The 18228-nt window shown below is 64.7% G+C and carries 21 protein-coding genes; 5 read left to right on the forward strand and 16 right to left on the reverse strand.

Going from position 1 to position 18228, the window contains the following annotated elements; translation table 11 throughout:
* Positions 1–64: 64 nt before the first annotated feature.
* The 8 genes from K323_RS0116990 to nirD all read right to left on the reverse strand — a co-directional run bounded on the left by K323_RS0116990 (position 65) and on the right by nirD (position 4964).
* Complete coding sequence (locus K323_RS0116990; RefSeq protein ID WP_022886464.1) at positions 65–388, reverse strand: DUF2469 family protein; 324 nt, start codon at positions 386–388, stop codon at positions 65–67.
* A gap of 12 nt (positions 389–400) precedes the next feature.
* The gene (locus K323_RS0116995; RefSeq protein WP_022886465.1) at positions 401–1045 is read right to left on the reverse strand and encodes a ribonuclease HII; all 645 of its coding nucleotides are present in this window, start codon (positions 1043–1045) and stop codon (positions 401–403) included.
* A gap of 40 nt (positions 1046–1085) precedes the next feature.
* The gene (gene lepB, locus K323_RS0117000; RefSeq protein ID WP_022886466.1) at positions 1086–1841 is read right to left on the reverse strand and encodes a signal peptidase I; all 756 of its coding nucleotides are present in this window, start codon (positions 1839–1841) and stop codon (positions 1086–1088) included.
* 87 nt (positions 1842–1928) lie between these two features.
* Positions 1929–2276, reverse strand: coding sequence for a 50S ribosomal protein L19 (gene rplS / locus K323_RS0117005; protein ID WP_022886467.1), 348 nt, complete (start codon positions 2274–2276; stop codon positions 1929–1931).
* 228 nt (positions 2277–2504) lie between these two features.
* A complete protein-coding gene (locus K323_RS26850; protein WP_022886468.1) occupies positions 2505–3062 on the reverse strand; it encodes a hypothetical protein in 558 nt (185 codons plus the stop codon).
* Positions 3063–3071: 9 nt separating this feature from the next.
* A complete protein-coding gene (gene trmD, locus K323_RS0117015; protein ID WP_022886469.1) occupies positions 3072–3854 on the reverse strand; it encodes a tRNA (guanosine(37)-N1)-methyltransferase TrmD in 783 nt (260 codons plus the stop codon).
* A 10-nt stretch (positions 3855–3864) separates the two neighbouring features.
* A complete protein-coding gene (locus K323_RS0117020) occupies positions 3865–4593 on the reverse strand; it encodes a sirohydrochlorin chelatase (RefSeq protein ID WP_022886470.1) in 729 nt (242 codons plus the stop codon).
* A complete protein-coding gene (gene nirD / locus K323_RS0117025) occupies positions 4590–4964 on the reverse strand; it encodes a nitrite reductase small subunit NirD (RefSeq protein ID WP_026851768.1) in 375 nt (124 codons plus the stop codon). The genes K323_RS0117020 and nirD overlap by 4 nt, the downstream gene beginning before the upstream one ends.
* A gap of 261 nt (positions 4965–5225) precedes the next feature.
* Here nirD and nirB point away from each other — a divergent pair, with 261 nt between their 5' ends.
* From nirB to K323_RS0117040, 3 genes are read left to right on the forward strand one after another with little or no spacing between them, the layout of a single operon-like run.
* A complete protein-coding gene (nirB, locus tag K323_RS0117030) occupies positions 5226–7838 on the forward strand; it encodes a nitrite reductase large subunit NirB (RefSeq protein ID WP_022886472.1) in 2613 nt (870 codons plus the stop codon).
* Between the two features lie 2 nt (positions 7839–7840).
* Positions 7841–8689: a uroporphyrinogen-III C-methyltransferase gene (gene cobA, locus K323_RS26855; protein WP_245571016.1), complete on the forward strand. Its 849-nt coding sequence runs from the start codon at positions 7841–7843 to the stop codon at positions 8687–8689.
* A 3-nt stretch (positions 8690–8692) separates the two neighbouring features.
* Complete coding sequence (locus K323_RS0117040) at positions 8693–9838, forward strand: uroporphyrinogen-III synthase (protein ID WP_022886474.1); 1146 nt, start codon at positions 8693–8695, stop codon at positions 9836–9838.
* Positions 9839–9885: 47 nt separating this feature from the next.
* Here K323_RS0117040 and K323_RS26860 read toward each other — a convergent pair whose 3' ends face one another.
* Positions 9886–10746: a formate/nitrite transporter family protein gene (locus K323_RS26860; RefSeq protein ID WP_022886475.1), complete on the reverse strand. Its 861-nt coding sequence runs from the start codon at positions 10744–10746 to the stop codon at positions 9886–9888.
* A gap of 289 nt (positions 10747–11035) precedes the next feature.
* Here K323_RS26860 and K323_RS0117050 point away from each other — a divergent pair, with 289 nt between their 5' ends.
* Positions 11036–11953, forward strand: a complete 918-nt coding sequence (locus K323_RS0117050) for a DUF559 domain-containing protein (protein WP_157509484.1) — start codon at positions 11036–11038, stop codon at positions 11951–11953.
* A 68-nt stretch (positions 11954–12021) separates the two neighbouring features.
* On the opposite strand, the gene rimM is transcribed toward K323_RS0117050, so the two are convergent.
* The 3 genes from rimM to rpsP are packed head-to-tail and all read right to left on the reverse strand — an operon-like array spanning position 12022 to position 13383.
* Positions 12022–12678 (reverse strand): ribosome maturation factor RimM, encoded by a 657-nt coding sequence (gene rimM, locus K323_RS0117055; RefSeq protein ID WP_033373476.1) that lies wholly within the window; start codon positions 12676–12678, stop codon positions 12022–12024.
* Between the two features lie 16 nt (positions 12679–12694).
* Positions 12695–12931, reverse strand: coding sequence for an RNA-binding protein (locus K323_RS0117060; protein ID WP_022886478.1), 237 nt, complete (start codon positions 12929–12931; stop codon positions 12695–12697).
* A 2-nt stretch (positions 12932–12933) separates the two neighbouring features.
* Positions 12934–13383 carry a 30S ribosomal protein S16 gene (rpsP, locus tag K323_RS0117065; RefSeq protein ID WP_022886479.1) on the reverse strand — a complete coding sequence of 150 codons (450 nt, stop codon included), beginning with the start codon at positions 13381–13383 and terminating at the stop codon, positions 12934–12936.
* A 214-nt stretch (positions 13384–13597) separates the two neighbouring features.
* Between rpsP and K323_RS0117070 the strand changes: the two genes are divergently transcribed.
* Entirely contained in the window at positions 13598–14737 is a 1140-nt protein-coding gene (locus tag K323_RS0117070; protein ID WP_026851771.1) for a glutamate--cysteine ligase, read from the forward strand.
* Positions 14738–14757: 20 nt separating this feature from the next.
* Here K323_RS0117070 and K323_RS0117075 read toward each other — a convergent pair whose 3' ends face one another.
* From K323_RS0117075 to K323_RS0117090, 4 genes are read right to left on the reverse strand one after another with little or no spacing between them, the layout of a single operon-like run.
* The gene (locus tag K323_RS0117075; RefSeq protein WP_022886481.1) at positions 14758–15555 is read right to left on the reverse strand and encodes an LLM class F420-dependent oxidoreductase; all 798 of its coding nucleotides are present in this window, start codon (positions 15553–15555) and stop codon (positions 14758–14760) included.
* A gap of 2 nt (positions 15556–15557) precedes the next feature.
* On the reverse strand, positions 15558–16052 hold the full coding sequence (locus K323_RS0117080; RefSeq protein ID WP_169515676.1) for an META domain-containing protein: 495 nt from the start codon (positions 16050–16052) through the stop codon (positions 15558–15560).
* Between the two features lie 55 nt (positions 16053–16107).
* The gene (gene ffh / locus K323_RS0117085; protein ID WP_022886483.1) at positions 16108–17682 is read right to left on the reverse strand and encodes a signal recognition particle protein; all 1575 of its coding nucleotides are present in this window, start codon (positions 17680–17682) and stop codon (positions 16108–16110) included.
* Positions 17683–17707: 25 nt separating this feature from the next.
* Complete coding sequence (locus K323_RS0117090; RefSeq protein WP_022886484.1) at positions 17708–18211, reverse strand: DUF2004 domain-containing protein; 504 nt, start codon at positions 18209–18211, stop codon at positions 17708–17710.
* Positions 18212–18228: the final 17 nt, after the last annotated feature.

Consider the following 18228-nt stretch of genomic DNA (forward strand, 5'->3'; position numbering starts at 1 on the left):
GAAGGCTGTTGAGGGACACCGTCATCCGGCTCCCGAAGTCCGCTCACACTGGGTGCGGCGAACGCTACTCGTCGAGCGCGAGTTCCTTGGGGAGTTCGAAGTCCTTTGATGCCAGTTCCTCGACGTTGACGTCTTTGAAGGTGAGCACCCGCACCGATTTCACGAACCGGTCTGAGCGGTAGACGTCCCAGACCCAGACATCCTTCATCGTCAATTCGAAGTAGAAGTCGTGCTCCGTGTCGCGGCGAACGAGTTCGACCTCGTTGGCCAGATAGAACCGGCGTTCGGTCTCGACGACGTACTGGAACTGCCCGACAACATCGCGGTATTCGCGGTACAGGGCAAGCTCAACCTCGCGGTCGTAGTCCTCGAATTCATCTTCTTCCATGATGATCCAATCCTACGCCGTGAACGGCAGCCAGGATCTGCGGTGCAGCTCACTCGGACCGAGGTCGGTGATCGCGCTCATGTGGGTTGAACTTCCATAGCCCTTGTTCGACGCCCAGTCGTAGCCCGGCAGCCGGGAGTCTGCCTCGATCATCAGCCGGTCCCTGTGCACCTTGGCGATGACGGATGCCGCGGCCACAGACGCGCAGTCCCTGTCGGCCTTGATGCGAGTCACGACATTCAGCGGCGTGGGCAGCGCTCGGTTCAGCCAGTCATGGTTCCCGTCGAGGAGGATCACGCTGTGCCGGAGGTCGATGCCGACGGAGTGCAGTTGATGAACGGCCCTTCGGCCGGCGAGTCCGAGCGCCGCCATGATGCCGAACGCGTCGACTTCGTCTGCAGAGGCCAGACCGACCGCAGAGTGAATAGCCCAGGCTGCTGCAAGCGGGGCGAGCAGCTCGCGACGTGGTTCGCTGAGCATCTTCGAGTCGCGGAGCCCCGCCGGCATCTCCCGGACGGTCGAATCCACCACTGCGAGGCCGACGGCAACCGGGCCCGCCAGTGCTCCGCGGCCCACCTCGTCACAGCCGATCACGCACGGAACCCCGCTCGCAATCAGTGCGCGCTCGACCTCCATGGTCGGGTCAGCGACGCCCATTCACTCCTGGCCTTCCTCGTTCACTCCTGGCCTTCCTCGTTCACTTCTGGCCTTCCTCAACACCCTCGAACACCTGTGGGTAGTTGTCGAGCCAGGTCCACCTGTCGAGTGGCCAGCTGATCACCAGGGCACGACCGACGACGTTGTCGATCGGCACGAACCCCTTGCCTGGGGTGTCGCCGTTGTAGCGGGAGTCACGGGAGTTGTACCGATTGTCCCCCATCATCCACAGCGAGTCCTCTGGGACGACGATGTCGAAGTCGATCTTGGACACCTCGGTGTTTCCGGGCGGGAGCATCACATACGGCTCGGAGAGCGGAACATCATTGACACTCATCTGGCCGAGGGAATTGCAGCACACGACGTGGTCGCCCGGCAGTCCGATGGTGCGCTTGATGAGGTGATCGTTGCTGTCTGGCGCGGCGAGGCCGACGACCGACAGGAGCCATTCCAGGCTGGCAGCGATGGGGTTCTGCTGGATCTCCGGCTGGGGCATCAGCCATCCGCCTGGGTCGCGGAAGACGAGAACGTCGCCGTGCTCGATCGGCATCATGCCCGGCTCAAGCTGGTTCACGATGATGCGGTCGTTGACCATCAGGGTCTCTTCCATCGACGCAGACGGGATGTAGAACGACCGAATGAGGAAGGTCTTGATCAGGAACGAGATCAGCAGCGCAACAACAAAGATGATCAGCAGGTCGCGAAGAAAGAGAACGGCGCCGCGCCTGCCGCGGTCGCCGCGCTTCGAGTCTGATTCCAGGCGATCCGATCGCGAGGGCAGAGAGTGATCTGTCATTTAACCGCCTGAGCTCCTCACCCAGTTTATGCGGTGAGGAACTCAGGCAGAACCAGCCGGAAACGCGAGTCGCCGGCAGGCGGATGACTAGTTGTCGCGCTTTTCCTTGATCTTGGCCTTCTTGCCACGGAGGTTGCGCAGGTAGTACAGCTTGGCGCGACGCACGTCTCCGCGGGTGACGACCTCGATGTGATCGATGACCGGGGAGTGCACGGGGAACGTACGCTCGACGCCGACCTGGAAGCTCACCTTGCGGACGCAGAACGTCTCGCGGACGCCTTCACCCGAACGGCCGATGACGACGCCCTGGTAGACCTGGATACGAGAGCGCGTGCCCTCGACGATGTTGACGTGGACCTTGACGGTGTCGCCGGCGCGGAAGTCCGGAATGTCGCTGCGGAGTGACGCAGCATCCACGTGGTCGAGAATATGCATGAGTGTTTCGCTCTCTGTACCCGCCACAGGTCGAATACGGCTTGTGCTCCGGGCCACACGCGAATGCGCGTCGATCGGGGCAACCGATAGATGATGGTGTTGTGCCTGCGTTGATGCAGCTCCCCTGTGGCAGACGCTTGCCGCGGCACAAACGCTTATTCTGCCACGAACAGGAGCCGGCCGCAAAAACGGATGCCGCCGCTCACCGAATCGGACGCGAACCGCGGGCTACGGTGTCGGCTTCTCTTCGATGATGATGACGTTCGGGTCTGGCCGTACCGACTCGGGCCGCACCGTCGTCGCCCGGGTGTTGCCGGGTGTGGCGGTCCAGGTGCCGGCGTCGAAGCTGCCGGCGCCTTCCGACTGCAGGTATGCGGGCCTGGCCGCCTGCTCGAGGTCGTCCATCACGGCGCGCATCCGCTGCCTGGCCGCATCGATGAGCTCCCAGATGGCGAACCAGAACGCTGCGGCACCGACGACGATGACCAGAATCGACAGCCACGGGGAGGCGGAGGCGTAGAACCCGACGGCGATAATCAGTGCGTGCCACAGGGCGAGCACTCCCGCATCCGCCCAGGACACTGCACGTTCGGCCCGCACCTGCTTGCGAGCCGTGAACAGCAGGGCCACGATCAGCATCGCGAGACCGAGCACGACCGCGCCGAGGAACACGCCGAGTACCGCCCAGCCACCGGCGCCGAAGATCGGCCAGCCGACGACGAGCCACACCGGGAGCACAACAACGGCGGCGAACTGCCAATAGAAGAATGCCCTGCGGATGATCACGGAACCAGATTATCGGCGTCGGCTGCGTGAATCCTCGGAGTTCGCCGAAGGCGGAAGCCCGGAAAGAAGGTCTGGCCGCACCTGTGAGGTGCGTTCGACCTGCTGCTCGTGTCGCCAGGCGGCAATGGCGCCGTGATGACCGCTCAGCAGGATCGGTGGAACCTCGAGCCCCCGCCACAACGGCGGCTTGGTGTAGCTCGGGTACTCGAGGAGGCCGTCCTCGTGCGACTCCTCGATCAGGCTCTCCGGGTTTCCGACAACACCGGGGATGAGCCGCCCGATCGCCTCGATCATCGCCATGACCGCCACCTCTCCCCCGTTCAGCACATAGTCGCCGAGGCTGATCAGCCGCACCCTTCCCCGCGCTGCGTAGTGGTCGACCACCCGCTGATCGATGCCCTCGTACCGTCCACAGCCGAAGACGAGGTGGGGTTCCTGGGAAAGTTCGCGGGCGATCGACTGGGTGAACTGCTCGCCGGCGGGTGACGGGAAGATGAGAACGGGGCCGTCGGTATCGGCCTGGCTTGTCCCATCGGCCGCGTCCGCAGCATCCGTTGTGCGTGTCGCCTGGATGATGGCATCGAGGGCCTCACCCCAGGGTTCCGGCTTCATGACCATGCCTGCGCCGCCTCCGTATGGGCCGTCGTCGACGGTGCGATGCCGGTCGTGGGTGTGGTCGCGCAGGTTGTGCACGCCGAGTTCAATCAGTCCGCTCTGGCGGGCCCTGCCGAGGAGCGAGATATCGAGCACATCGAAGAATTCAGGAAAGATCGTGACGATGTCGATGCGCATGCCTCGAATTCTACGGCGCGGGTTCTCCCTCAGCTGCGATGAGGTAGCGTTCGAGCACCAGCTCGGCGAGGGCTTTCGGCGGTGGTTCGTGCGGCACCAGCAATGGTTCAGAGACGAGGTCGGCTGTCGTCTCTCTGGCCAGGGAATGGAAGTAGCCGGGTGCTATCAGGTAGCTGCTGACGACGATCCTGGCCAACGGATGCTCACGCCTTGCCGCCTCGATAGCCTCAGAGATGCGGGGAGCGGCAGCCGAAATGAAACCGACAGACACCGGTGTTCGCAACCTGGCCGCGAGCATCCGCCCGACGCGCCTACAGTCTTCGACGGCCCTGGAGTCGCTCGACCCGGCAGCGGCGAGCACAACGGCGTCGCCTGGCAGATAACCGACCTCGCTGAGGCGTTCCTCGAGCACGTCGATCAGACGTTCGTCTGGGCCGAGCGCCGCAGACACGGCGATCGTCCGCCGGCTCGCCGCGCTCTCCCTCTGCAGATCGACATGAACGTGGTACCCCGCAGACAAAAGTAGCGGCACGATGATCGCCGGCTCGCCCCCGTCGAGTGAACTGAGCACGGCGGCGACATCCGGCTGCTGCACGTCGACGAAGCCACCGGCTACGGCGAGGTCCGGCCGCAGGCGGGCGACGGCATCCACCAGCGCCGCGACCGCCACCTGGCCCTGCACAGAGGAGGTACCGTGCGAGATAGCGACCAGTGTCGGCTGCTGATCGACCATGGTCATGCGTCGAGCGCAACCTCGATGAACCCTCCGACGATGCGCGTGCGGTAGGTGCGGAGGAAGAGGGCAGGATCGCTGAAGCACTCCCCCGTTCCGAGGTCGTACACCTCCTTGTGGAGCGGCGACGCGAGCGTCGGGCGGTCGCCTTTCGAACCGACGATGCCGCGAGCCATCACGTTCGAATCGGTGTGCGGATCACGATTCGCCACGGCGTACACCTCGCCTGGCGCCAGCAGGAAGAGCGCGATCTGCTTCATGCTCAGCAGCGCGGCCTCCCCCCACGACGGTTCCAGGTCGGTGACTTCGCACGCACGCTCCCAGCTAGTCGGATCCGTTGTCGCCTGGTCCGCAGCCGTGTTCTGGGTCATCGTCATGGTCATGTCGCACTCCCTGTGGTTTGGCGTCGAACCGTTTGCGCTCGAACGGTGATGGCTCAACGCTAGGCGGGCCGCATTTCGGATCATCGCGCGTTGTGTTACAACGCGATGAATCCCGCCTCACATTGTCTGGCTCGCGCCGTGGGGAGTTGTTAACTGCCCGACACATACGGGAAACGGCCGGGAAACTGCCCTGGCCTACCGTCGAGGCCACGAGCTTTTCGCCACTCGTCTTCACTCGACACCAAGGAGCGGCACATGACGTCACCCTCAACAGGTTCGGCCACGCAGCCGGGAACACTCCCCAGACGGATCGTCATCGTCGGTGGGGGCCCCGCCGCACATCGACTGGCGGACGCTCTCCACGCCCGCGACACCGACGGGCGCACCACGGTCACGATGATCGCGGAGGAGCCACACCGTCCGTACGACCGTGTTGCCCTCAGCCAGCGTCTCGCCGGCGCGATCGACCTCACTTTGGAGCCCACCAGCGTGTGGAGTCCGCACCGGGTCGCACTTCGTATCGGCGAGCGCGCGACCGCTGTAGACCGTGCGGCGCGCACCGTGACGACCTCAGCAGGTGATGTCCTGCCGTACGACGACCTGGTGTTCGCAACCGGGTCGAGCGCTCCGGTGCCCGAGATTCCGGGCTCGGAGCAGAGCCGGGTCTATCGCACGCTGCAGGATGTCGATGCGCTCGCCCACGAAGTTGCCTTCCTCACCGAGACCCTCGGTCGGCCTCCTCGGGTCATTGTCGCGGGCGGCGGACTGCTCGGGCTTGAGGCGGCCGGCGGGCTGAAGTCCCTCGGAGCGGAATCGGCCGTCGTGCACTCCGGCTCCTGGTTGATGTCCGCGCAACTCGACGAGGGCGGGGGGCAAGCCCTCGGACGGCTGATCAGCGCGCAGGGCATCGGGCTCCACCTGGGGACGCGCCCTCGCGCGATTCTCACCGACGACTCAGGCGAGCACGTCGTCGGTGTGAAGTTCAGCAACGGGCAGAGCGTGGCCGCGGACATCGTTGTGTTCGCGATCGGGATCACACCGCGCGACGAGCTGGCCAGGGACGCCGGCCTCGAGCTCGGTTCCCGCGGCGGCATCACCATCGGTGACGATTGCCGCAGCAGCGACCCGTCGATCTGGGCGATCGGTGAGGTGGCGAGTTATCATGACCGGTGTGTCGGCCTGGTGGCCCCGGCGAACGCGATGGCAGAGGTCGTGGCCGACCGACTACTGGGCGGTGAGGCGACATTCACGACCATCGACGACGCCACCAAGCTGAAGCTCTCCGGTGTCGACGTCGCGAGTTTCGGAGACGCCCTCGCCACGACATCCGGTGCCCTGGAGATCGTGTACGCAGACCCGGCGCGCGGGCTCTATCAGAAGCTAGTGGTCACGGATGACGCGAAGACCCTGCTCGGCGGCATCTTCGTCGGCGACGCCGGCCCGTATTCCGCTCTTCGCCCGATGGTCGGCCGCGAGCTCAGCGGCGAACCTGCCGCCTACCTCTCCGCGGCGGGCGCGGAAGCGCCGGGCGACGAGCTCCCAGACGACGCCCTGGTCTGCTCATGCAACAATGTCTCGGCCGGCACCGTTCGCGCCGCGGCGGGCGGTCCGCACGGCGACCACGCCGAAGCGTGCACCGACCTCGGTGCGCTCAAGGCCTGCACGCGCGCCGGCACCCAGTGCGGTTCGTGCGTCCCCCTGGTCAAGAAGCTCCTCGGCAGTGAGCTGGCGAAGTCCGGCGTGACCCTGTCGAGGGCGCTCTGTGAGCATTTCGCGATGAGCAGGCAGGAGCTGTTCGAGTCTGTTCGTGTACTCGAGCTGAGCTCCTACGAAGAGATCGTCAGCCGATTCGGCTCTGGGCGGGGCTGCGATGTCTGCAAGCCCGCCATCGCATCCATTCTCGCCAGCGTTCACTCGGCATACATTCTCGACAACGGCAGGGGCACGCTCCAGGACACCAATGATCGCGCCATGGCGAACATGCAGAAAGACGGCACGTACTCGGTCGTTCCGCGCATCCCCGGTGGTGAGATCACGCCGGCCAAGCTGGCCGTCATCGCACAGGTTGCGACCGACTTCGGGCTGTACACCAAGATCACGGGCGGCCTGCGAATCGACATGTTCGGCGCTCGGCTCGAGCAACTGCCAGACATCTGGCGAGTGCTCGTCGACGCAGGGTTCGAGTCAGGGCAGGCGTACGGCAAGGCGCTGCGAAACGTGAAGAGCTGCGTCGGGTCGACCTGGTGCCGTTTCGGCGTTCAGGACTCAGTGGCGCTGGCCATAAAGCTGGAGCTGCGCTATCGCGGGCTGCGAGCACCCCACAAGTTCAAGTTCGGGGTATCGGGATGCGCCAGGGAATGCGCGGAGGCGCGGGCAAAGGATGTCGGAGTGATCGCCTCTGAGCAGGGCTGGAACCTGTACGTCGGCGGTAACGGCGGCTTCCAGCCCGCGCACGGCCAGTTGCTCGCCTCCGACCTCGACGAGGACACCCTGATCAGGTACATCGATCGCTACCTGATGTACTACATCCGCACGGCGGACCGGCTGCAACGCACGGCGCGCTGGATCGAGGAGCTCGACGGAGGTCTCGACCACGTGTACGAAGTAGTGGTCGACGACTCGCTCGGCCTCGCCGACGAGCTCGAAGCGGCGATGGCCAGGCACGTGGACAACTACGAAGACGAGTGGGCGGCCACGCTCGCCGACCCAGAGCGACTTCGACGGTTCCGCTCGTTCGTGAACGCGCCGACCCAGCCGGACCCGAGTATCGTCAGGGTGCCGGAACGGGGCCAGTCACGCCCGGCAACCCCCGAGGAGCGTTCAACCGTGCTGTTGGCCGGAGACCGCATCCCGGTGAGGGGCGAGTGACCGTGCGCGGCACCACCGGACCGGGTGGCCGGGTGTCCCCCGGTCGTGTGACCCTGGTCGGCGGCGGACCGGGATCACTCCACCTGCTCACCGTCGGCGCCGTCGACGCGCTGCGTGAAGCCGACGTCGTGCTGTACGACCGGCTCGCCCCGCACGACAACCTGCGCTCACTGGCTCCGCGCGCCGAGCTCATCGATGTCGGAAAGCACCCGGGCAACCACGTCGTCGGACAGGACGGAATCGAGGCGCTGATGGTTGCCAGAGCCCTGGCGGGCTCACACGTCGTTCGGCTGAAGGGCGGGGATCCATACGTGTTCGGGCGCGGTAGCGAAGAGGTGCTCGCGTGTCACGAGCATGGGATCGCCGTAACAGTCATCTCCGGTGTCACCAGTGCGATCGCCGTTCCGGCGGCTGCCGGCATCCCGTTAACCCACCGCGGCATCAGCCATGCCTTCACTGTCATCTCCGGCCACGCCCCGCTCACAGACAGGGAGCTGTCCGGACTGACGATGCTCGGAGGCACGATCGTGGTTCTGATGGGCGTGGGCACCCTGCCCACCCTGAGCCAGGGGCTTCTGCGACACGGCATGGCCGCCGATCTGCCGGTCGCAGTCATCGAACGTGGCTTCAGTCCCACCCAGCGCACGACGATCGCCGATCTCGGAACGATCCTGACCGAAGCCGCGCTGGCCGGTGTGGAGTCCCCCGCCGTACTGGTGGTCGGGGAGGTCGTTCGACTTGCTTACCGTGGTGATCTCTCCGCCGGCCAGATGATGGACCGCGCAGAAGAATTTCTGGCAGCAGACTCATCCGTACCGGGCTGGCCGGTTTCCGGCAGGACGGCGGGATAACGCATGCAGGCATCCGAGGGCGTCGTTCCTACCTTCCGGCCGGACCAACTCGAAGGTTTTCGCATCGGTGTGACCAGCGACCGCAGGTCAAGCGACCTGATCGACGCATTCGAAAGACGGGGCGCGCGCGTGTTGCACGCACCGACGCTGCGAATCGCGCACTCCCAGCAAGACGGCTCTCTGCTCGACAACGCCATGCTTGACGACACCCGTGCGCTCATCGACGCCAGACCCGATGTGCTCCTGGCGACAACCGGATACGGGGTGCGTCGCTGGTTCGAGGTGGCGGATGCCGCCGGCCTCGGTGAGCCCCTGGTCGGAACGCTTGCCGAGTGCGACGTCCTCGTTCGTGGACCGAAGGCGCGTGGCGGCATCCGCGCCGCCGGATTGAATGATGCCGGCATGAGTGACGAAGAGACCACCACTTCGCTGGTGTCCAAGGTGCTCGAAGAGTACCCCGCCGGCCTCACCGTCGGCGTGCAGGTGCACGGGTACACCGACGAGGAACAACTGGACCGATTGCGCGCGGTGCACGCCCGTGTAATCACGGTTGCACCGTATCGCTGGGTCGCGCTGGACGACACCGATGAGCGCGTGCGGCACCTCGTCGACGCCATCTCCACGGCGCAGCTGGATTGCGTCACGTTCACCAGCGCACCTGCGGTGCACGCGCTGTTCTCGGCCGCGGAGGGCATGGGCGTCTACTCTGAGGTGCTCGCAGCGCTTCGCGGCCCCGTCTGCGCGGCCGCGGTCGGTCCGGTGACCGCTGCGCCGCTCATCGCGGCGGGAATCGTGCCCATTCAGCCGACGCGGTTTCGGATGGGGGCGCTGATCCGTTTGGTCTGCGAGCACCTCGAACAGCAGGGAATCGATCGGATCGAGACCCGTCACGGGCCCATCTCGCTTCGTGGATCCGTCGCCGTCATCGGAGCCGACCGCATCCGTTTGCCGCCGTCGGCCCTGGCGATTCTGCGTGCCCTCATCGCGGCGCGTGGTTCCGTGGTCTCCCGCGATGACCTCGTCCGCGCGCTGCCCGGCACCCAGGACGACCACGCGATGGAGGTGTCGCTCGGCAGGCTGAGGCAGACGCTTGGTGTGCCTGGCCTGGTCGCAACGGTCGTCAAACGCGGCTACCGGCTCAACGTCTAGCTTTCGCTGACATCAAGCCGGTGGCCGCGAGGTCTTGGCTGCCTGCTCTAGCGCAGCGACGGCTCGAGTTCTTCGATCGGCGCGACGAGTGTGTCGAGCTCGGCATCTTTCACAGCACGGTTGACGCGGGTGCGATGGGAGAAATAGAGCAGAGCGCCAGTGAGCGTGACGGCACCGATGAAGTTGCCGAGGAGCACGGGCAACTGGTTCCACCCCCACCAGTCGAGAAAGCTTACGTTGGCGCCGAGCACCATGCCGGCCGGGATGACGAACATGTTCACGACCGCGTGTTCGAAGCCGAGTGCGAAGAACATCGTGACAGGGAGCCACATGGCGAGGATCTTGCCGCCTGTCGAGGTGGAGCTGAAGGCGAGAATGGCGCCGAGCGTGACCATCCAGTTGCAGAGTATGGCTTTGATGAAGACCAGTACGAGTCCGGATATGCCCAGCGCCTCGTAGCCGATGGTCTTGCTCTCTGCCACGTCGATGATGGTGGCGATCATCGGGTCGGAGTGGTCGGTTCCCATCCTGGTGATGGTGGCCAGGTAGAGCGCCGCATAGATGGCGCAGCCGACGAGGTGGCCGATGATCACAAAGAAGAAGTTGCGGAACATGGCTTTCACCGTTGTACGGCCCTCGAGTACCGCCAACGGGATGAGCGCGAACGTTCCTGTGACTAGCTCAAGGCCGAGGATCACGATCATCACGAATCCGACCGGGAAGATCACCGCTCCGACGAGGCCCAAGTGGGTCTGGTTGCTCGCCGTGAAGGCCAGGGTGGTCGCACAGGCGAGGATGGCCCCCGCGAGGGTTCCACGGGCCAGAAGCTGCCCGATTCCGAGGCTCGCCTTAGTGACGCCCGCCTGCACGATCGAGTCGATGAGCTGGTCTGGTTTGACGTAGGTCATTGGCTGCCCTTTCGGTCTGGACCCGCGGTGCGCGAGCCGATATTCCGACAGTACAAACGCCGCTATGCGGAGCTGTTTCGCCCCTGTCACCCGCCCGTAAATTCCGTCTCAGCCTCGGCCGCGGTCACTGTGAGGGTTCGCGTGCAAGGGGGATCTCGTCTAGCTGTGAGCATCAGCACCTGTATATAGCGGGCGGACATGCTCACAGCTGGATATCGTCGCCCTGCGAGTTATCCACAATTTCTGGGGCGGACCGTATGAGCACAATCATTACCGGCACAGTAGGTGCGTGAGCACGGTGACGGATGTGATGAGGAAGCTGGGCGGTGTGGCTCACCGCAGCAGGTTGCGTGGGTCGGGGGTGACGCCGAAAGAGCTCGAGATCGCAACGCGAGCGGGAACGGTCAAACGCATCAGGGCTGGCTGGTACTGCCTGTCGGACGACAACGACGAGCGTGTGCGTGCGCTTCGTGTCGGAGGCCGGCTCAGCTGTGTCTCACTCCTGCGGCGATACGGAGTATGGACGATGCCGGACGCCAGGCTTCACGTCGCCGTCTCCGTCCCGAGAAGCAGGCTCCGATCACCGCACGACCGTGAGGTAGCGCTGTCTGACTGGAGTAGGCAGGCCAGCGTCGCAACGCATTGGAGAACGAAACTCCTCTGGCCGGCCGAGCCGGCCGACCTTCTCGACGATGCAGCGGCGTGCGCGGCGACCTGTTTGTCGCGCGCTCACGCCATCGTCGCATTCGATTCGCTTCTCAACAGCCAGCTGCTTTCGCTGGACCGCCTGCGTGCGGCATTGACCGGGCTGCCGGATTCCCATGCCTGGATGATGCCGCTTGTAGACGCAGGATGCGGCTCCGGTCTGGAGACACTGGTGCGCCTGCACCTTCGCAGCCACAACGTCAGGGTGCGGAGTCAGGTGCACATGCCTGGCATCGGCTGGATCGACCTGCTGATCGGTGATCGACTCGTCGTCGAGCTCGACAGCCGGACGCACCATGACAACCCAACCGCCTATGAACGAGACCGCGCGCGGGATCTCGCCCTGATCGAGCGCGGCTATGTCGTCGTGCGTGTGACGTATCGCAGAGTCATGACGGACTGGCCGGCGGTAGAACGCGCACTTTTGGCGATCGTGCGGCGACACGAGCACCGCTGGCAATCAGTCCATCGCGCAGCCGGCGTCGCCGTACTCCCGGAATGAGGGGCGATTAAATCCAGCTGTGGCCTACAGCATCCGCATATACGGGGTGCTACCGCTCACAGCTGGATCTAATCCACAGGTGGTGCAGGCTCGGCGGATGCCGGGGCATCCGTTTCTGACTCGGCGGAGGCCGGGGCTTCCGTTTCAGGCTCGGCCGGGAGTTCTTCTGGGATTTCGTCAGGGAGCTCTTCGAACAGGCCGGGAGGCGGCGTCACCGTCACGGTGCCGCCCTTCACGTCAACGCTCGGTACGATCGCCTTCACAAACGGGACCATGACGTCGCCCTTTGGGGTGATGACGATGAGAAGGTCCTGCGCCGGCATGTGATCCAGCCGCGCGATCGTGCCGACCTCGACTCCGTCGCGAAGCACCTTCAGGCCGACCAGCTGGTGGTCGTACCAGGCGTCTTCCTCATCGGAGAGCTCCTCGGCATCCTGGTCGATCCAGAGGATCGCCTTGACGAGAGTTTCCGCGGCAGAACGGTCGGGAACATCCTTGAAGAACCCGACGGGCTGCTGGTTGTACCAGCGCAGCTCGACGAGTTCCAGGGTCTTACCGTGCCAGGGTGAACTGGTCGGCACCTGGAGGGTGAACACGGCACCCGGGACGAACCTGCGCCCCGGGTCATCCGTGAACATTTCCAGTTTGATGGCGCCCTTGAGGCCATGGGCCTTCGTCAGGCGACCGACCCGCAGCTGGGTACGCGCTGGTGTGCCCTCGCTCACCGGACCCCTGACCAACTCAGAAATCGGTGTCGACGACGTCGACGCGCACGCGCTTGCCGTCGGCCAGCGCGGCCACCAGGGTGCGCAGCGCCTTGGCGGTGCGACCGGAACGGCCGATCACCCGGCCGAGATCCTCCGGGTTCACACGAATCTCGAGGACATCGCCGCGCGGTGAGTTCTTTGAGATCACGTTCACGTCGTCCGGGTGATCAACGATCCCCTTCACGAGGTGCAGAAGAGCGGGAGCGAGCAAGACTAGGCCTTGTCTTCTGCGGTTGCGTCGGCGTCGGCTGAAGCAGCGTCGGCCTCGGCAGCAGGCGCTTCGGCAGGAGCCTCTTCCTTGGCGGCAGGCTTGTCGGCCTTCGGCTTCAGAACCGGCTTCTTCTTCTCGTCGGCGACGAAAGCGACCTTCTCTTCCTTGACCTTGACGGTGTTCTTGGCGTTCTTGTCACCCTTGAAGATGCCCCAGTCGCCGGTGAGGCGGAGGAGTGCTTCAACCTGCTCGGTCGGCTGTGCGCCGACGCCGAGCCAGTACTGCACGCGCTCGGACTCGACCTTGATGACCGAAGGCTCTTCGGTCGGGTGGTACTGGCCGATCTCTTCGATGACACGGCCATCGCGCTTGGTGCGCGAGTCGGCGACGACGATGCGGTAGTACGGCGCGCGGAGCTTGCCCAGGCGCTTCAGACGGATTTTGACAGCCACAATTCTCCTGTGATTCTTAGATGTTTGGCGAACTGACTGCCGTGAGCGTGGGGGCACACTCGGCAGGAGGTCTAATGGGGTTCATGCCACGTCTGATTAGAGGGTCGAACGTGACGGAACTCGACTAATCATTCTGTCATGCATCCCGGTGTTTGTGATAATCGATCATCACACCCGTGAAATTATGGCGTGCAACCGAGGCAGAGGAATGCACATGAATATCGATTTTGCCCCGTCGGAGCGTTCCACCGTGGGCATCGAGTGGGAACTCGCGCTCGTCGACCGCACCACTGGTGACCTGGTTTCGATCGCCGGCGACGTGCTCGAGGCGCTGAACCAGGCCGACGGGTCCCCCCATCCGTCGATCACCGGCGAGCTCCTGCTGAACACCGTCGAGCTGGTCTCCGGCGTTCACCACACCGTTGCGAACGCGGTGGCGGATGTTGTCGGCCAGCTTGACGAGGTTCGTGCCGTCACGGAACCCCGCGGCGTCGACCCCGTCTGCAGCGGATCGCATCCGTTCGGCCAGTGGTTCGAACAGGAGGTGACAGACAAGGAGCGCTACCACAAGCTGATCGACCGCACCCAGTGGTGGGGGCGCAACATGATGATCTGGGGCATCCACGTGCACGTGGGCATCGAAGCCAGGGACAAGGTGATGCCCATATTGGGCGGCCTGCTCGCCTACCTTCCGCACTTGCAGGCGCTGACCGCGTCCAGCCCGTTCTGGGCCGGCATCGACACCGGCTACGCCTCGAATCGCGCACTGATGTTCCAGCAGTTGCCGACGGCCGGGGCTCCGTGGGCCCTGCCGGACTGGCAGGCGTGGGAGGGCTACGTGGCCGACTTGACGGCGACCGGCATCATCGACGACGTGACAGAGGTGCGCTGGGACATTCGTCCTGCACCACGGTGGGGAACGATCGAGATCCGCGTCTGCGACGGCGTGTCGACCAGGGAGGAGCTCGGCGCCATCGCGGCGTTCATCCAGTGCCTCGTCGAGTGGATGAGCACACGACTCGACGCCGGGCACGACGTGCCGACCATGCAGCCATGGTTCGTGCGAGAGAACAAGTGGCGAGCCGCCCGCTACGGCCTCGACGCGCAGATCATCCTCGATTCAGCGGGAACGGAACGGCTGGTGACGGATGACGTGCGCACCCTCATCGACACCCTCGCGCCGACGGCCGAGCGCCTCGGCTGCTCGGTCGAACTCGATCAGTTGAACCTGATCCTCGACGGTGGCGCCAGCTACCAGCGGCAGCGCAAGGTCGCGCAGGCGCATTGGGGCGACCTCCCGGCAGTTGTCAGTTCCCTCCGCAGGGAGTTGAAGTACGGGCTCGTCAGCTCATAGCAGCGGCGTCAGGCTGCTGCTCAGGCGTTCTTGGCATCGCGCCAGGCCAGCCACTGTCGTACCGGCGCCAGGTCGTGTTCTGGGCCGGTGATGCCCACCGTGAACAGGCGCGCGCCGAGTTCGTAGAGGGCGTCGGCCTCCTTGGCCGTTCGCGCCTTGAGCTCCGTGGAGATCTCGATCTCCTCGATGTCTCTGCCGACCCGTTCACACCAGTCCGCGAGCACGACGAGCTTGTGTTCCATGACGGTCGGCGACGAGAACGAATGCCAGATGTCGGCGTGCTCGGCAACAATGCGCAGCGTCTTCTTCTCTCCGCCGCCACCGATCAGCACCGGAATGTCACGCACCGGGGCAGGATTCAGGAGCGACCAGCGCTTCTCAATGCGTGCCAGGTCCGCGTCGAGGGCGTTCAAGCGCGTGCCCGGCGTTCCGAACTCGTAGCCGTACTCGTCGTAATCGCGCTCGAACCAGCCTGCACCGGTTCCGAAGATGAACCGGCCACCGCTGATGTGATCGATGGTGCGAGCCATGTCTGCCTGTAGGTCGGCATTGCGGTAACTGCTGCAATTGACCAACGCCCCGAGCTGGATCGTCGAAGTCTGCTCTGCCCAGGCGGCGAGCATCGTCCACGATTCGAAGTGCAGGCCGTCAGGGTCGCCCTGGAGGGGAAAGAAGTGGTCCCAGTTGAACGCGATATCGACGCCGAGTGCCTCGATCTCGGCCAGAGTCGACCTGATGCGGTCGTACGGGGCATGCTGCGGCGCGATCTGTACGCCGATGCGCACTGCTCGGTCCACGGCCGAACGGGGCTGTCCCATCGTCAGTTGACCGGAGTGAGGTCTTCGTTGCCAGCGACCAGGGTCGCGGTGACCTCGCCCGCGGCATCCTTGAGCGTCAGCGTCGTGCCCTCGAGTGCCGCGGCCTTCGCCTCACTGAAGAGGCTCGGGATCGGTTTGCCTTCACAGAAGATGAGTGTGTGCGGGCCGGCAGTGGTCGTCAGAGCGCCGTCGGCGCCCAGCTCCCACGTGCCCTGCACGCCGTTGCAGCCGTCCGATGCCGTCCAGGTGCCGTCATCGACGATCGTCAGGAACGGGGTCTTGGGAGAGTTCAGTGCTTCGTCAGACACCCAGGTGCCGACAAGTTCCTCAGCGGTGATGGCGCTGGACGGTTCCGCAGAGGGAGTGCCCGTCGTTCCGCTCGGAGTTCCGCCGGCCGGTCCAGTGCACCCGCTGAGCAGCGCAGCCGCCAGGAACGCCGTCCCGACGAGCAAAGCCAGCTTGCCGGCTCGTCGTGTGTTCCGTTTGTCATTGTGCAAAGCAGACCCCCTGGCGCCTCGTTGATGTTGCCGAATCTATTTCGTCTTGCTGGGATTACCGTCCGAGCATCTTCTGCAGTGCTGCCAGTTCTTCTTCACTCGGCCCGTCAGGTTTGCCCGCGTTGCCGCTGAGTCCGAACCCGGATCCGCCCACGCCTGCAACGGCTCCGCCCTGCTTCACACCATTAGCCAGCGCTGCGTTCTCTGCAGCGCGCTTGGCCGGATTTCCCGACTTCGAGCCCTTCTTCTTCTGCTGCGGCTTGCCGCGGCCACCGCTGAATCCCGCCCCGGGAACGGGACCCATGCCCGGAACGTTCGGCATGCCACCCCTTGCGACGGTCTTCATCATCTTCGCCGCCTGCTCGAAACGCTGCACGAGCTGGTTCACCTCAGTGACGCTCGAGCCGGAACCGCGGGCAATTCGCAACCGCCTCGATCCGTTGAGCAGCTTCGGCGTTGTGCGCTCCGTCCGTGTCATCGACTGGATGATCGCCTCAGTGCGAACGATCTCGCGTTCGTCGAAGTTGTCCAGCTGCTGCTTCATGGCTCCGGCACCCGGCAGCATGCCCATCATCTTCTTGATCGAACCCATGTTGCGCAGTTGCTGCATCTGGCCGAGGAAGTCATCGAGCGTGAAGCTGTCGGTGGCGAACTTCTCGGCGACCTTCTTCGCTTCGTCCTCGTCAAACGCGTCCTGCGCCTGCTCGATCAGGGTCAGGATGTCGCCGAGGTCCAGGATGCGGCTGGCCATCCGGTCGGGGTGGAACGGTTCGAAGTCGTCGAGGCTCTCACCTGTCGAGGCGAACATGATCGGCCGACCGGTCATGGAGGCCACGGAGAGTGCGGCACCACCGCGCGCGTCACCGTCCAGCTTTGTCAGCACAACGCCGGTGAAATCCACTCCGTCCTGGAAGGCCTTCGCCGTGGCGACGGCGTCCTGGCCGATCATCGCATCGATCACAAAGAGCACTTCATCCGGGTCGACGGCCTTGCGGATGTCGGCGGCCTGCTTCATCATCTCCGCGTCGACACCGAGACGACCCGCGGTGTCGACGATCATCACGTCGTGCTGCTTCTGCTCGGCGAACTTCACCGCGTCTCGAGCCACCTTCACCGGGTTGCCGACGCCATTGCCGGGTTCCGGAGCGTAGACCGCAACACCGGCCTGCGCCCCGACTACCTGGAGCTGGGTGACCGCGTTCGGTCGCTGGAGGTCAGCGGCCACGAGAACGGGTGTGTGGCCGTCTTTGGCCAGCCACTTCGCGAGCTTTCCGGCCAGGGTGGTCTTGCCAGCACCCTGGAGTCCGGCGAGCATGATGATCGTCGGTGGCTTCTTCGCGAACTCGAGTCGTCTCTGCTGCCCGCCGAGGATCTGCACCAGCTCCTCGTTGACGATCTGCACAACCTGTTGGGCAGGATTCAGCGCTTTGTTGACCTCGTCGCCGAGTGCGCGCTCGCGCACCTTGCCGGTGAAGTCCTTGACCACGTCGAGGGCGACGTCGGCGTCGAGCAGGGCCCGGCGGATCTCGCGGACCGTGCCGTCGACATCCGCTGCAGAGAGCTTGCCCTTTGTGCGAAGGTTCTTGAACGTCTCCGCGAGACGATCTGAAAGGTTTCCAAAAGTAGCCATGGTGACTCTAGTTTAACGCCCGTCGTCAGCGTTCGACGGCCACGGCGACGGTGTCACCGTGCACGTCGACCGTCACCACCAGCAGCGAGTCGCTGTCATCTGGGCTGATCGAATAGTCGAGCAACGCAAAATGCTCGTCGCTGCCGCCATGGTGTGGGTGGAAGCCAATCCGTTGGAGCCGCAACGAGCGCAGGAAGTCGATCTGCCGGTCGCCGGAATCCCAGATGATGGCGTCGTCGAGCGCGTCGTCATCCAGCTCCTCAAGTTGTTCGTTGATGTACCGCAGTGTCGCGCTCTCCTCCGAGCTCAGCTCGGCGACGAGCGATTCCCGCGCCTGCGAGTCGAGTTCTTCAATCGAGGAGATCATCGCGGCCGCGATATCGAGTGATTCCGAGGCAACGGATGCCTCATCGGGCGAGTTGAGGTCGACGCCGACGTTCTGGTCCCCCAGTTCGACAGTGTCTGACCAGTACACCTCCCCCTCGTCTTCGCTGCCGAGGATGCCGAAGAAGTCGTGTTCGATGGTCATGTGGGCTCCTTCCCTTC

The sequence above is a fragment of the Glaciibacter superstes DSM 21135 genome (assembly GCF_000421145.1).
Lineage (GTDB): Bacteria > Actinomycetota > Actinomycetes > Actinomycetales > Microbacteriaceae > Cryobacterium > Cryobacterium superstes.